Below are 14339 nucleotides of genomic sequence, written 5' to 3'. Positions count from 1 at the left end.
GCAAGATCTTAATTAATATAAGCTAAAACACCCCCCTCTAGAATCAGTATACTAGAGGGGGATGTTTGTTCCAAATAACCTCTAAAGCTACATTATCCTAACCTTATTAATTTTTACATTGGATAGTAAATAACCATACTTAATGAGCAAATTGTATCATCGGTATTTTGATAAGCATGAGGGCAGTCTGCCTTAAATCGTATGGAATTACCTGTTGTTACAACAAAATCTTCACCATTTATACTCATAGTAAGATTGCCAGAAAATACAGTAATGAATTCCTGTGTACCTTGTTGGTGAATTTCTGAAGATAAATAGCCATTAGTGTCAATCTCAATAGAATACATTTCAAACCGCCTTGCGCTATCAAAGGTGAACACAGGAAATATCTTAATCCTGCCGTTATCCTCAACAAGTGGTTGCACTTGATACTTATCTACGATTTCAAAGTCAGCCTCTGGCATGCTCATAAGTTGGGTACATGATATTTTAAGCCCATTTGCAATCTTCCATACCGTTGACACAGTAGGGTTTACTTCACAACGTTCAATTTGTCCTAGCATACTTTTGCTTACGCCGGTCAGCTTTGAGACATTGTCAAGGCTAAGCATCTTTTCCGCACGAAGCTTTTTTAAGTTTTCAGCAATAATAAAATTAAGTTTTTCCAAAAAATCCCCTCCAACCTGTTGACAATATAACGCACAAATAGTATGATTATACTGCACGATATAATATATTATCCTTTTTGTGCATTATATCACACAATGGTTAGGAGGTAAATATCCATGCCAAATTTTACAGCATTTTTATCCTATGTCCTTATTGCAAACTTTGCTCCAGGACCGAATACTATTATGTCAATGTCAAATGCAAGCCGATACGGATTTAAGAAGAGCATAATGTTTAATGTAGGCATATTCTTTGGCGTCTTTATTCTATTTGCCTTAAGCAGTATTTTTAGTATGGCACTCTACAGTTTTATCCCATCAATCAAATCAATTATGTCCTGTGTTGGTGCAACGTATATGATATGGCTTGCATGGCAGACCTACAAGAGCAAACCTAACAGTGAGGACAAACCTAAAAAGCGTACAAATACATTTTTATCCGGCTTACTTTTGCAGTTCGTCAATCCAAACGTTATTATTTATGGCCTTGCAACCGTTTCAACATTCATCGTACCATATTACAAATCTGTGTTCATACTTACAAGTTTTTCTGTAATTCTTGCTTTCCTTGGCTTTGTAGGAACCTGCTGCTGGTCGTTGTTTGGCTCTGTATTTCAGAAAGTTCTTGCAAAACATTATAAAGTCTTTAATATTGTTATGGCGCTTCTACTTGTCTATTGTGCAGTTTCACTGTTTCGTTAATCAATAACTATTTTGAAAATTAAAAAAACAATAAAAGTAAATCCGCTTACATTTCCCAATATATGAAAGCGGATTCATATTATTCAAAATATAGATTAGTTCGTATTAGGTAATTATATTAAAGCAAGGTTGCTGGCTATTTTCATTTATATATTCATAGTTTAAATAGCAACTTATTACATAAGATTGTTGTCAACAGGATTTTGAATCCATTAATTAAGCACTAGTGAAAATACAAATAAAGAACATAAATTTACGTTAGGTATTGTTTGGTGTGTCTCTGACAGCACATTTAGCCATTTATAGCTAGCTCTTGGTGAAGCTCCTTAGAAAATTATAAAAATTAAATACTGTCTGAGCGTAAGCGAGTTTATTTAATTTTTTTAATTTTCTTAGGGGCGAGCCTTAGAGATAGATTTAAATGGCTAACGGTGCCTAAGAGACATGCCAAACAATACCTACGCTCTATGTCTTATTGATATCCATCAGGATGATTTTTGTGCCAGTTCCATGCGGTTTCTATTATGGTTTCTAGTGAATCATACTGGGGCTTCCATCCCAACTCTTTTTTCGCCCTTTCTGAAGAAGCTATTAAAATCGCCGGATCTCCTGCTCTTCTTTCCGCAACTTCAGCTTTTATTTCCCTTCCTGTAACCTTTCTTGTAACCTCTACAACTTCCTTTACAGAAAATCCTTTTCCGTTTCCTAAATTATAGATTGCACTTTCTCCACCATTTTTTAACCTCTGTAGAGCAAATAGATGGGCTGAAGCTAAGTCTGTAACATGAACATAATCTCTTACACAGCTTCCATCTTCAGTATTATAATCATCGCCAAATATCATTATTTTTTCTCTCTTGCCTAATGCTACTTGAAGTATTATAGGAATTAAATGACTTTCTGGATTGTGATCCTCTCCGATTTTTCCACTTATATGAGCCCCTGCTGCATTAAAATATCTTAAGGCAGTATACTTTATACCATAAGCAGTATCGCACCACTTTAAAACTTTCTCAACTGACAGCTTAGACTCTCCATATGGATTAGTTGGAACAGTCTTATCACTTTCAACTATAGGTATACTTTCAGGTTCTCCATAGGTTGCTGCTGTAGATGAAAATACTATGTATTTTACATTATGATCCTTCATAGCACTTAAAAGACTTATAGTAGAACCTACATTATTTTCAAAATACTTTAATGGATCAGTCATACTTTCTCCAACCAAAGAATCTGCTGCAAAATCTATTACGGAATCTATCTTATTTTCAGTAAAAACTTTATCCAAGATTGATCTATTTCTTAAATCACCTATATATAATTTTCCGTCCAAAGCTTCAACTGCCGCTTTATGACCCTTTTGTAGATTATCTAAAATAACTACCTCTTCACCTTGCTCTTTCAAGTAAGCTGCCATATGGCTTCCTATATACCCTGCCCCACCACAAACTAAAATCGCCATTTTTATTCCTCCTAACATACTTCTAGTTTCAACTTTCCTACAATTATAGCATAATTGAAAATACAATTGTTTAACAAAGGTTGTATTAAGTGTAAAAAAAACAATAATATATAACAATTCTTCTTTATATTGTCCTTAAAATATAAAAATGACACCAGGTAAACAATAACCTTAGTGTCATTTTTGAAATAAAGTCAGTTGAAACTTATTTTGTACCTTCTATTATAATTTCATCACCTCTAGCATCCACCTCTATAGTGCAGCCTTCATAAATGTCACCCTTAATTATCTTCTTCGCAATAGAAGTTTCTAGAGTATTTTCAATATATCTCTTAAGTGGTCTTGCACCATAGACAGGATCGTATCCTTCCCTTGCCATAAGCTCTTTAGCCACTTCGGTAATATTTAAAGAAATATTTCTATCTCTAAGTCTCTTTCTTATGTCCTCAAGGAATATATCTATAATATATTTTATTTCCCCTGTACTTAAAGGCTTAAATAGTATAATGTCATCTAATCTATTCAAAAACTCAGGCTTAAATCTACGCTTCATTTCACCCATTACTCTATCCCTTATGGCAGGGTCTACACTGCTGCTATCCTGATTTTCTAAAAGATAGCTGCTGCCTATATTAGAAGTCATAATTATAATACAGTTTTTGAAATCTACAGTTTTACCTTGATTGTCTGTAAGTCTTCCATCATCCAATATTTGAAGAAATACATTAAAAACATCTTCGTGTGCTTTTTCTATTTCATCGAATAGTATAACACTATATGGTTTTCTTCTTACTGCTTCTGTTAACTGACCACCTTCTTCATAGCCTACATATCCTGGAGGTGCCCCTATTAGTCTCGAAACAGAATACTTTTCCATATACTCAGACATATCTATTCTTACTATATTTTCTTCACTATCAAATAAAGTCCTAGCTAAAGTTTTGGCAAGTTCAGTTTTACCAACACCAGTAGGTCCTAGGAATATAAAGGAACCAATTGGTCTTCTCGGGTCTTTCATTCCAGCTCTTGCTCTTATAACTGCATTAGATACCGCAGTCACCGCCTCTTTCTGACCAATTACTCTCTTTTCTAGTTCATCTTCAAGTCTTAGAAGTTTTTCTCTTTCCCCTTCTACAAGTCTTGCCACAGGTATACCAGTCCATTTTGATATTATCTGTGAAATTTCCTGTTCAGTTACTTCTTCTTTAAGCATTGCATTTTCATTATTTTCTTTTAGAGTCTCTTCTTTTTCTTTAATTTTTTGCTCTAAATTTGGAATAACTCCGTATTTTATCTCTGCAACCTTATTTAAGTCATATTCTCTTTCTGCCTTTTCTAGCTGTCCTCTAGCAGTATCCAACTGTTCTTTTAAATTTCTGACCTCAGTTATATGAGATTTTTCCTTCTCATACTTAGCTGTCATTTCATTATCCTTATCCTTTAAGTTGCTTAATTCCTTTTGAAGAGCATTAAGTCTTTCCTGGGAAGCAGTATCCTTTTCTTTAGATAAAGCTTCCTTCTCAATTTCTAGCTGGAATATCTTTCGCTTAACCATATCCATTTCTGTTGGCATGCTATCTATTTCAGTTCTTATCATAGCGCAAGCTTCATCTATCAAATCTATTGCCTTATCTGGAAGATATCTTTCTGTTATATATCTATCAGAAAGTTTAGCCGCTGCTACTATAGCTGAGTCATGAATTCTTATTCCATGATATATTTCAAATCTTTCCTTAAGACCTCTTAAAATTGATATAGAATCTTCCACCGTAGGTTCATCTACCTGTACTGGTTGGAATCTTCTTTCAAGGGCTTTATCCTTTTCTATATATTTTCTATATTCATCAAAGGTTGTAGCACCTATACAGTGAAGTTCTCCTCTTGCAAGCATTGGCTTTATTAAATTTCCTGCATCCATAGAACCTTCTGTTTTTCCAGCTCCAACTATTGTATGAAGTTCATCTATAAATAAAACTATTCTTCCATCACTATTTTCAACTTCCTTTAGAACTGCCTTAAGTCTTTCCTCAAATTCCCCTCTAAACTTAGCACCAGCAATAAGGGCTCCCAGATCAAGAGAGAATATTACTTTATTCTTTAAGCCTTCGGGAACATCTCCTCTTACAATTCTTTCGGCTAAACCCTCTATTATGGCAGTTTTACCAACCCCAGGTTCTCCTATAAGCACCGGATTATTTTTTGTTCTCCTTGAAAGAATTCTAACAACTCTCCTTATTTCTTCATCCCTTCCTATAACAGGATCTAATTTGTGCTTCTTAGCTTCCTCCACAAGATTTCTACCATACTTAACTAATACCTCATAGGTACCTTCCGGGTCCTGAGTATCAACCCTTTGATTTCCTCTAACCTGTGACAATACACTTAAGAAAGCATCTCTAGTAATATTAACCTTCTTTAAAATACCCTCAACATCACTAGATCTAACTTCCATAATACCAAGCATCACATGTTCTACACTTATATATGAGTCTTTAAACTTCTTAACTACACTCTCTGCCTTTACAAATACATCTTCAAATCTTCTTGTGGCATAAAGTGACGCTGTCTGCGCACCTTCCCCCATAACCTTAGGCATTCTATTCAAAACACTTTCTGTCTCACTATTAAGCTGCCTTGTATTAACTCCCATTTTACTAAACAAATTAGGAATAAGCCCATCATCCTGTGATATCAAAGCCGAAAACAAGTGAATAACATCTATCTGCTGATGATTATGCCTCACAGCTATAAGCTGTGCCTCATTTAAAGATTGCTGAACTTTTATAGTTAACTTATCTATATCCATATCAAAACTCCTCCTTTACTTCAATACCAATCTTAATTATATATTATAATCATCTTTATAATTCTTTCAATATATTACTTAATAACTTTTATCCGATGACTACCCGCTCTAATACCCCCTACGCATGGTGTGAAAGCGATTCACACCAAATCAGAGATTTGGGCTCTCTGCTTTTATCAAAGAGTACGTTGCGAGCGGCTACGTCCCTGGATTCGTTCAACTAAGAATCAGGTGGGATTTGAAACCCCATCTGATTCAAGTTTCCACTTCATTACAAAACTATTAATTTTGAACACAAAAAAAGAAACTAAATCACCCTTTAGTCTCTGCTGTTTGCTTATATATTTTTTTTAATCTTTTGTTATATGGACAAAACCTAACTTAACTTGAATTTATTAACAGTACAGAAAATATGATAGCATAAATATCGCTGCGAATAAAACTTGAACTTATATTAGGTATTCTAGGTTGTAGCTCTGAAAGCACATTTAGGTATTTTAAATTAGCCCTTAGCGAAGCGGTCTTAGAAAATTAGTTAACTTAAATACTGTCTGAGCAAAGCGAGTTTATTTAAGTTAACTAATTTTCTTAGGCAGCGAGCTTTAGGGATAACTTAAAATACTTAACAGTGCATAAGAGCTGCACCCTAGAAATACCGGGTATAAGTTCAAGTTTCATCGAGTGCATCTGTAAGCTACATTTTCTTTTCTAACTGTATTGCAAAATTTAAGTATTTTATGGCTTCAGGTACATTTCCCATTCTGTGATACATATCACCCATCTCCATGTATCTTCTATATATCTGACTATTATTAGCAAACTTAAGCATCGCATCTAATGATAAATTCATATACATCTCAGCAGAATAAAGGTTGCCTTCCTTTTCTAAAATTAGAGCCTTATAATAATAAGCCTTTTCAATAAAAACTATATTATCTAGATTTATTGCAAAATCTAAAGTTTCATCACAAATACTTTGCGCCTTATCTAAAACTCCATTTTCTATTAGTTTGCTTATATTCATAAGCATAAAGTTAACAAGCAATTCCTTATTATCCTTTGGATAACATTCAAGGGCTTTACTTACATAACTTATGGCTTTATCCCTTATTCCAAGACTAAACATTACCACAGCGTAATTATATATTGCCTGTGACTTATGCACTAAGTCGTTTTCATATAGTTCATAAGCCTTTTGTTCATATACTCCAAAGTCATCCATATTTCTTCTTAAACAAAGTATAGCCATCATATGGTAAGCTTCTGCTTTTTTTATATCACTTTCTATATAATCCATAAGATCTATTAATTTTGATGCTATTTCATAAGCCTTTTCATAACTTTGCAACATTAGATGACAAGCAGCTTCATTATAGGTTGCTCTTGAAAGCAGTGTATAGTCTCCATTATCTTTAGAAACTTTTCTAACATTATTATAGTAATTAGCAGCTTGAGTAAATTCTTTAGTGCTAAAGAATTATCTAGCTATATCCATATAATATGTTGCAGCTCGTTCTTCTGAAAAGCATTTTTGCAGGTAATCGTAATATTTTGACATAACAAGCTGTATCTTTTCAATTTTATTTTCATCAAGATAATAATTAAAAAGTAAATGCATTATATCAAAGGATATATCATAATAAGAATATTCCTCTATAAAGGCTAAATTGTATTCTAATGAGTCTTCATATTTATTTGAATTTCTGTGTTTCTCTATATCCTTAACATTTTTAATTACCTGATCTCTTATATCCTGTTTTAAATAACGTGAATCAATTTGAAGCTTTTCTGCAATAAAATCAAGTATCCATTCTTCTGGCTTAATCTTATCGTTTTCTATGCAGCTCATTTTGGAAACAGATATTTTTTCCTCACATAAATCTTTCAAAGTATAACCTTTATATATTCTAGCTCTTTTAATCTTTTCCCCTGTAGAAAGTATCTCCATATCCCTCACCTATCCACACTAAGACTCTTTTAATAAGCCAATCTTTTTAAATGTTTCTACGCCCTCATTTAAATATTGCGCAGCCTCTTTATCCTTGCCATTATCTATATAAAACTTTCCGAGCATAATAGCTATTTCTGCAATTTCCTTAGTGTAATCCATATTTCTAACAAAGTTTAATGCCATTATCAAAGTATTTTCTGCTTCACCAATATTTGCTTCAAGCATATCTATTCTGTATTTAAGCAAATAATATTGAATTAATGTCTTTTCACTACCATCATTAATATTTTCCATTATTTCTGCAAGAACTTCTTTTGCACTTGAAATATTCTTTAACTTTATATAATTTTCACATATACTTACAAGAGTTTCTACTACTTTTTCATCTTTTATTCTCATTCGTAGTTCTTTAGCCTTGTTTAAATGTACAAAGGACTCTTCTATGTTGTCAAATTCACAGAATAATTTACCAAGGTTATTTTCTATTTTCGCAATATGTGTTACATCATCTATTTCTTTGTATACGTCTAAAGTTCTTTTAGAATACTTTATTGCGCTATCCACGTCTCCTTTTTTATTATATTCCTCTGATAAAAGTAGAAGTGTTTTTGCATATTCTCTTTTGTTATCCATTTGCCTAAATTTCTCTTTTGCCAAATAGGAGTAATTTATAGCCTTGTCCACGTTTTCTAGCTTAAAATATATGGAAGCTATATAGTAATATATCTGTCCCAGTAAAAAATCATTTCCTATGTTATTGTCATTATATACGCTTTCTGCTTGCTGAAAATAACTACAGGAAGAATGATATGCCTTTAGTTCCATTGTTATTTTTCCTAGATTCACAAAAGTTTTTATAGTTTCTTCATAGTTATTATTTTTTATAAAAATAACATTTGCTGATAGAAAAAATTGCTGTGCTAGAGCATGTTCACCTTTTGCAGTGTATATAGTACCTCTAAGATATAGATTTTTCGCTTTTCTATACTCAAGATTATATTTTTCTGCATAATACAAAGCTTTTTCAATAAATTGCTCTCCCTGATTTAAGTCTTCATTAATTATATAAGACTCCGCTATATTTTCAAAATAAGTACAAATTTTTTCTGCCTGAGTTTCTTCTGATTCCATAAGATATTCAATGGAAGTATTTAGGGCTCCCGCAAGGTATTCTAACAGGTCCATACTTGGGTTTGATTTTCCTGATTCTACAAGACTTATTTGTCCCGGAGTAATTCTATCTCCCGCTAAATCTTTTAACGTCATATTAAGTTCTTTTCTTCTTCTTTTTATCTTTTCTCCTAAAGACAGTATTTCCATAATTCACTCTTCCTTTACTACGCACATTATTGTATAAATTCCCAATTTAGCTTTGTTAAAAATTTTGTAAAGTACTTATATCATTATATCATATTTTTTAATAATAATATAAAATTTTTTAAGAAGAGGATTATATTTTTCATTATATTACCATTTTATCGAAGGTTTTGATATTTTAAATTATTATATGACAACAATATTTATTGATATATATTAATATACACACAAAATAGACTTTTTCTGTTATCAGCCTCTTAAGTTAAATAATGAAGTAAAACTTAAATCAGGTGGGGTTTGAAGCCCCACCTGATTCTTAAAAGATGGGAGTATTAGATCGGATAGTCATGGAATCTAATACTCTACATCATTCCGCCTTTCATACCATCAAAGGCATCTTCAGCTACATCCTTAATCATTTTCGCTGTTCTTTTTATTCTTCTTCGTGTTGATCTATCAAGTTCTGGCATTAGCATCATTCCAACTGCTGCACCTATTACTGCACCTGTTATAAATTTTCCACGCATATTCTATTCACTCCTTTTATTTAATAAAAAGCTTTTGGTTCTCGTTTTAAGGTTCATATATAGAATATGTAATTTTGTATTTATTAAACAATGCAAATTATAACATATTACCATTTGCAGGTATGTGTAACTAATAACTGCCTACTTTAACACTCTCATCTGATTCAAACTACACTTTATTTGCTATTTTCCAATAAATAAGTAATAAATTTTGTTTTTTCTTCGTTACTTAAACTATCTATTAAACTCATCGCTGCCTTTGGATCTTTTTTATAGCTACTTATAATATCCTTAAACTCATGTCTTTTAATTTCTTCTTTATCTTTTTTGCTATTAGCATTAGTAACAACTATATTCTTTTCTCCTTTAGGAGCTATTTTCAAAATTTCTTGTTTTACATCTTCACTTGCTACATTTAAAGTATTTGTGGCAAGCCATTTTTCTACCACCTTTTCTGAGGAAACAGATAATTTCTCTTTACACTTTTCATCAACAAGTTCATTAAATAAGTCACCGGTATGACTATCCACCTTTACAAAAATAACTTCAATACCACCATTGATGAGCTTATTCATCTTGTTATAATATTCTACTGAGGATTCTTCTCTTCGTTCCCAAAAGCCTGTAGCATGATGACAAATCCCTTCATAATCGTGAAATATAACTACTTTCTTATCCCCTTTACTTAGAGCATATTGTACTCCTTTTACAGCTCCCTCTAACTCTCCTGCTATCTGTCTAATATTTTTTTGAGAATTATCTTTTGCTGAAGTACTTTCAATATACTCAACTACATTATTTCTCACTGCTACTACTCCATAAGAATACTTTTCAGTACTAATGTTGTAACTTCCATCAACATAAATATGTAAACAATCCTCTGGATAGCTATCTTCACCCTTTTTCAAAAGCTTACTACCTTCACTTAGGTACTTATTAGCATCATTAATATCTTCAAAACTTTTATATTTGGCTCCCTTAACACCTTTTACGTACTTTAAACATTCTGCCCAAGTGTTAACTATTTTATTTTCAACTTTACAATTATTTGCGGAATCAAAACCTTCTTTTATTGCATAAACCTTCTTTGCCATCTTTGTCACTCCTTACTATTAAGCCCCTTCTTAATGCATATTTATATATGCTTCTCTTTTTCCTTTTCTAATTGGGCGTAACTTTCACACTTTCTTTTTTGCCCATGCTTTTCAAAAATATCCTTTACAATAAAAATAAGTTTACCAACATTTCGACTTCCAACCATTTGGGATATATACCCCACCGCTTCTCTTGTCAATAAAATAATATCTTCTCTGCCTTGCCAATTTTGTAAAATAATTTCTTCTGGTACTTCATTAAGTATAGCATTCAGTGCAAAGAAAGCTATGGCTACATCATCAATTTTTCCAACAAGAGGCACAAAATCCGGAATAAAATCCAGTGGGCTTGCTAGATAAGCTATTACCCCTCCTACCATCATTTTAACCTTTATTTTTACCCTTTTATCTTTAAATAATCTCCATAGAAGGGCCATTATATCAGGTAAAATCATTGCATATAAAATAGCTTTATCATATTTATCTGGTACCTTATCTATAACCTTATCCCTAAGCTTAGAATATTCATCTTCGACTTTCAAGTTCATTGATGATTTCTCTCTATTATGTATATTAGCTACCGGTTTTCTTTCAGAATAAACTATTTCCTCAGCCTCTACTTCCAATGCACCATCTATCATATTTATGGTACTCAATCTAAAATAAAAGTATGGCACAAGCTTAGATGCTAGTTCCAGATCTACTGTCACAGTATCCTTATTTACCTTTATCCCGTATTCTGAAAAATCACTAAGTAATTTCTTCAAAGTAATATTTTTAATACCACTAAGTATTCCTATCTTAGATACCTTTACACTAAATACCTTTATATTAACTATATTTCCATGTATATTTCCGAGCCCCATTTTGACCACAAAAGGAATAGTTATCTTCTTTTTATAACTTCCCCTTAACACTATACACTCTCTTATTTCAATACTATCTATCTTAAGCCCTTCTATTTGGATATAGTCATGTATGATGCTTAATATATCCTCTTCAGTGAAAACCGCTTTTACCGCTGAAACCCTCATATAAAATCCCCCTTATTCTATATATAGTAAAAGTATACAACAAATTATAATTTCTGCAATAAGCACTTAGTTTCCTAGCCAATTGTGCCATAAATTACTTTAGCAAATTTTATGATTTTCATTAGACTTAAAGATTAAAATATTATAATATCAATATCGTAGTCTAAAAGAAGTTTTAGAGACAACTCATGATTTTTCTTAATATGGATTAAACCCATCACTCTATGACAATCTACAATAATTCTATATGTATGACCGAAAAATTTTCAGCTGGATGAAGTGTAAACTTGAATCAGATGGGGTTTCAGACCCCACCTGATTCTTAGTTGAACGAATCCAGGGACGTAGCCGCTCGCAACGTACACCTTGAAGAAAAGCAGAGAACCAAAATCTATGATTTTGTGTGAATCGCTTTCACAGAGTGCGTATGGGAGTATTAGAGCGGGTAGTCATCGGATAAATACAAAAACTTAGTATTGCTTGTACTTACACTTACGAAAACAGATTAGTAAATATAAAACCTAAAAATAATATAAATTTAGTGGGAGGATGAAAAACTTGAAGAATAAGATAAAAAATAAATATATACTTATACCAATAATTACTGCAGTGTTATCTATAGCGGCGCTTATATTTTTGAATTTCGGTTCTAATTCTGTTGGATATAAATCTTATGTATTGTTTTTAAATGATGTTTCTAGTAAAAGTGTGTCTACTGTATATGTAACTCCTTCATCTAAAGTGAGGGTTAAGCTAACTAATGGAACTATGTATGATACAGATAACCCTAGAACAACAGATTTTAAAGAAGTTCTATTAAAAAATGGAGTTTCTGTATCTGAAGAAATGCCTTCTGATGTTAATCAAATTATTGCAATAGCTGTTTTAGCTGCTTCCCTTGCAACCTTAATAGCTATAGCTATAAAAGCTTCTAATATTACCTCTAAAAGAATGCTTTCAGTAGATGCACTGGATGCCACTGCTGTAGAAACTTCAAAGTATAAATTTAAAGATGTTGCAGGAAATGAAGAAGCAAAAGAAAGCATGAAGGACGTAGTTGATTTCTTAAAGAACCCAGAAAAATATGCTCAATATGGTGCAAGAATGCCTAAGGGTGTTATCCTTTACGGAGATCCTGGAACAGGAAAAACTCTTCTTGCAAAAGCTGTAGCTGGTGAGGCTGGCGTTCCATTCTATGCTGTATCAGGTTCAGATTTTATACAGGTATATGTAGGGGTTGGTGCTAGCCGTATAAGACAATTGTTTAAAAAAGCAAAAAATAATCCATCTGGTAAAGCTGTTATATTTATAGATGAAATTGATGCTATTGGTAAAAAGAGAGATGGTTCTAGAAGTTCTGGTGGTTCAGATGAAAGAGATCAAACTCTAAATGCACTACTTACAGAAATGTCAGGATTTAATGATAAAGAGGGTATCGTTGTAATGGCAGCTACTAATAGACTGGACATACTTGATGAAGCTCTTTTAAGACCGGGCAGATTTGATAGACACATAGAAGTAAGTCTCCCTGATGTAAGTGCAAGAGAAAAAATTATTAACCTTCACTTAAAAAATAAGCCAGTGGGTATTGTAGATATAAAAGAATGGGCTCAAAAGACATCTTATTTCTCAGGTGCTAAACTTGAAAGCTTAATAAACGAAGCGGCAATACTTGCATGTAAAGAAAATAGCGAAGCTATAGATGATATTCATTTAGATAAAGCTTACTCAATAGTTTTAGCAGGCCATGAAAAGAAAGAGAGAGGTCATATAAAAGGTATCGATAAAAAGATAACAGCTTATCACGAAGCTGGACATGCTCTTGTTTCTTTAAATGTTCTACCTAATGAGAAAGTATCTAAAGTAACAATTATACCAACTACTAAAGGTGCTGGTGGATATACTTTAAGTATTCCTGAAGATACACTATATAAAACAAAGGATTATTTAAGACGAAGAATCATGGTGCTTCTCGGCGGAAGAGCTGCTGAAGAAATTATATTTGGTGAGAACAGCATAACTACAGGTGCTCATAACGACTTGAAACACATCACAGGCATGGTATTTAATATGATAACCCAGTACGGAATGGGAGAAACTTTAGGTTTATTGAATATGGAAGAGCTTTCACAATTAAACGTAAATCAAGATGATGTTATTAAGGAATCTAAGCTTCTAATTGACTCTTTATATGAAGAAGTTAAAGAATTACTTTTAAATGAAAAAAATAATCTAGACAGAATAACAAATATGCTTATAGAAAAAGAAACACTATATGCAGAAGATTTATTATTAAACTAAAGCTTAGCTAAAGCAAACCTGTATGGCGTGCAGCGGCGCAGTGTTCTGTCAGCCTTCACTTCGAGAACAACCTCTAATACTGACTCAACTTTAAAAACGTCATTTTTTTCAATGCTTTCTTAGAAAGCTGAAAAAAATGAAGCCTTTTTAAAATCGTCAGTATAAGAGGTTGTAATCTCTTGTTCAAAGCTGACTGCCACACTACGCCGCTTCCCACCACGCAGGTTAGTTTTTTATCCGATGACTACCCGCTCTAATACTCCCATACGCACTCTGTGAAAGCGATTCGTACCAAATCAGAGATTTGGGCTCTCTGCTTTTCTTCAAAGTGTACGTTGCGAGCGGCTACGTCCCTGGATTCGTTCAACTAAGAATCAGGTGGAGTTTGAAACTCCATCTGATTCAAGTTTTCACTTCATCTAAATCTAATATTTTTTATAATAGCATACTCCAAACATAATAACATATGCAAAAACC

11 protein-coding genes are annotated in these 14339 nt (G+C 32.7%); 2 read left to right on the top strand and 9 right to left on the bottom strand.

Annotated elements, in window-relative coordinates; genetic code table 11:
- Positions 1–113: 113 nt before the first annotated feature.
- Positions 114–668, bottom strand: coding sequence for a helix-turn-helix domain-containing protein (locus tag CLMAG_RS22775; RefSeq protein ID WP_066628028.1), 555 nt, complete (start codon positions 666–668; stop codon positions 114–116).
- A gap of 117 nt (positions 669–785) precedes the next feature.
- On the opposite strand from CLMAG_RS22775, the gene CLMAG_RS22770 reads away from it, so the two are divergent.
- Positions 786–1370, top strand: coding sequence for a LysE family transporter (locus CLMAG_RS22770; protein WP_066628025.1), 585 nt, complete (start codon positions 786–788; stop codon positions 1368–1370).
- Positions 1371–1842: 472 nt separating this feature from the next.
- On the opposite strand, the gene galE is transcribed toward CLMAG_RS22770, so the two are convergent.
- The 8 genes from galE to CLMAG_RS22740 form a co-directional block, all read right to left on the bottom strand.
- Positions 1843–2832, bottom strand: coding sequence for a UDP-glucose 4-epimerase GalE (gene galE, locus CLMAG_RS22765; protein WP_066628022.1), 990 nt, complete (start codon positions 2830–2832; stop codon positions 1843–1845).
- Positions 2833–3037: 205 nt separating this feature from the next.
- Entirely contained in the window at positions 3038–5638 is a 2601-nt protein-coding gene (gene clpB, locus CLMAG_RS22760) for an ATP-dependent chaperone ClpB (protein ID WP_066628019.1), read from the bottom strand.
- A 694-nt stretch (positions 5639–6332) separates the two neighbouring features.
- Entirely contained in the window at positions 6333–6989 is a 657-nt protein-coding gene (locus tag CLMAG_RS33955) for a tetratricopeptide repeat protein (protein WP_242873114.1), read from the bottom strand.
- A 126-nt stretch (positions 6990–7115) separates the two neighbouring features.
- Entirely contained in the window at positions 7116–7586 is a 471-nt protein-coding gene (locus tag CLMAG_RS33950) for a helix-turn-helix domain-containing protein (RefSeq protein WP_242873113.1), read from the bottom strand.
- Positions 7587–7604: 18 nt separating this feature from the next.
- Positions 7605–8909, bottom strand: a complete 1305-nt coding sequence (locus tag CLMAG_RS22750) for a helix-turn-helix domain-containing protein (protein ID WP_066628016.1) — start codon at positions 8907–8909, stop codon at positions 7605–7607.
- Between the two features lie 359 nt (positions 8910–9268).
- Positions 9269–9433: a YtxH domain-containing protein gene (locus tag CLMAG_RS31110; RefSeq protein ID WP_073393005.1), complete on the bottom strand. Its 165-nt coding sequence runs from the start codon at positions 9431–9433 to the stop codon at positions 9269–9271.
- A 176-nt stretch (positions 9434–9609) separates the two neighbouring features.
- Entirely contained in the window at positions 9610–10527 is a 918-nt protein-coding gene (locus CLMAG_RS22745; RefSeq protein ID WP_066628013.1) for a ribonuclease H1 domain-containing protein, read from the bottom strand.
- 41 nt (positions 10528–10568) lie between these two features.
- Entirely contained in the window at positions 10569–11561 is a 993-nt protein-coding gene (locus tag CLMAG_RS22740; protein WP_066628010.1) for a YkvA family protein, read from the bottom strand.
- 549 nt (positions 11562–12110) lie between these two features.
- On the opposite strand from CLMAG_RS22740, the gene CLMAG_RS22735 reads away from it, so the two are divergent.
- Positions 12111–13862 carry an ATP-dependent metallopeptidase FtsH/Yme1/Tma family protein gene (locus CLMAG_RS22735; RefSeq protein WP_066628008.1) on the top strand — a complete coding sequence of 584 codons (1752 nt, stop codon included), beginning with the start codon at positions 12111–12113 and terminating at the stop codon, positions 13860–13862.
- The last annotated feature ends 477 nt before the right edge of the window (positions 13863–14339 follow it).

Source organism: Clostridium magnum DSM 2767, from assembly GCF_001623875.1.
GTDB lineage: Bacteria > Bacillota > Clostridia > Clostridiales > Clostridiaceae > Clostridium_AM > Clostridium_AM magnum.
The sequence above is the reverse complement of the archived record's forward strand: the minus strand, read 5'-3'. Positions and strand labels throughout refer to the sequence as shown.

Excerpts from the sequence above, each read along its gene's own strand:
- CLMAG_RS22770 (WP_066628025.1), top strand. The coding sequence starts at position 786 with ATGCCAAATTTTACAGCATTTTTATCCTATGTCCTTATTGCAAACTTT.
- galE (WP_066628022.1), bottom strand. The coding sequence starts at position 2,832 with ATGGCGATTTTAGTTTGTGGTGGGGCAGGGTATATAGGAAGCCATATG.
- clpB (WP_066628019.1), bottom strand. The coding sequence starts at position 5,638 with ATGGATATAGATAAGTTAACTATAAAAGTTCAGCAATCTTTAAATGAG.
- CLMAG_RS33955 (WP_242873114.1), bottom strand. The coding sequence starts at position 6,989 with ATGTTGCAAAGTTATGAAAAGGCTTATGAAATAGCATCAAAATTAATA.
- CLMAG_RS33950 (WP_242873113.1), bottom strand. The coding sequence starts at position 7,586 with ATGGAGATACTTTCTACAGGGGAAAAGATTAAAAGAGCTAGAATATAT.
- CLMAG_RS22750 (WP_066628016.1), bottom strand. The coding sequence starts at position 8,909 with ATGGAAATACTGTCTTTAGGAGAAAAGATAAAAAGAAGAAGAAAAGAA.
- CLMAG_RS31110 (WP_073393005.1), bottom strand. The coding sequence starts at position 9,433 with ATGCGTGGAAAATTTATAACAGGTGCAGTAATAGGTGCAGCAGTTGGA.
- CLMAG_RS22745 (WP_066628013.1), bottom strand. The coding sequence starts at position 10,527 with ATGGCAAAGAAGGTTTATGCAATAAAAGAAGGTTTTGATTCCGCAAAT.
- CLMAG_RS22740 (WP_066628010.1), bottom strand. The coding sequence starts at position 11,561 with ATGAGGGTTTCAGCGGTAAAAGCGGTTTTCACTGAAGAGGATATATTA.
- CLMAG_RS22735 (WP_066628008.1), top strand. The coding sequence starts at position 12,111 with ATGAAAAACTTGAAGAATAAGATAAAAAATAAATATATACTTATACCA.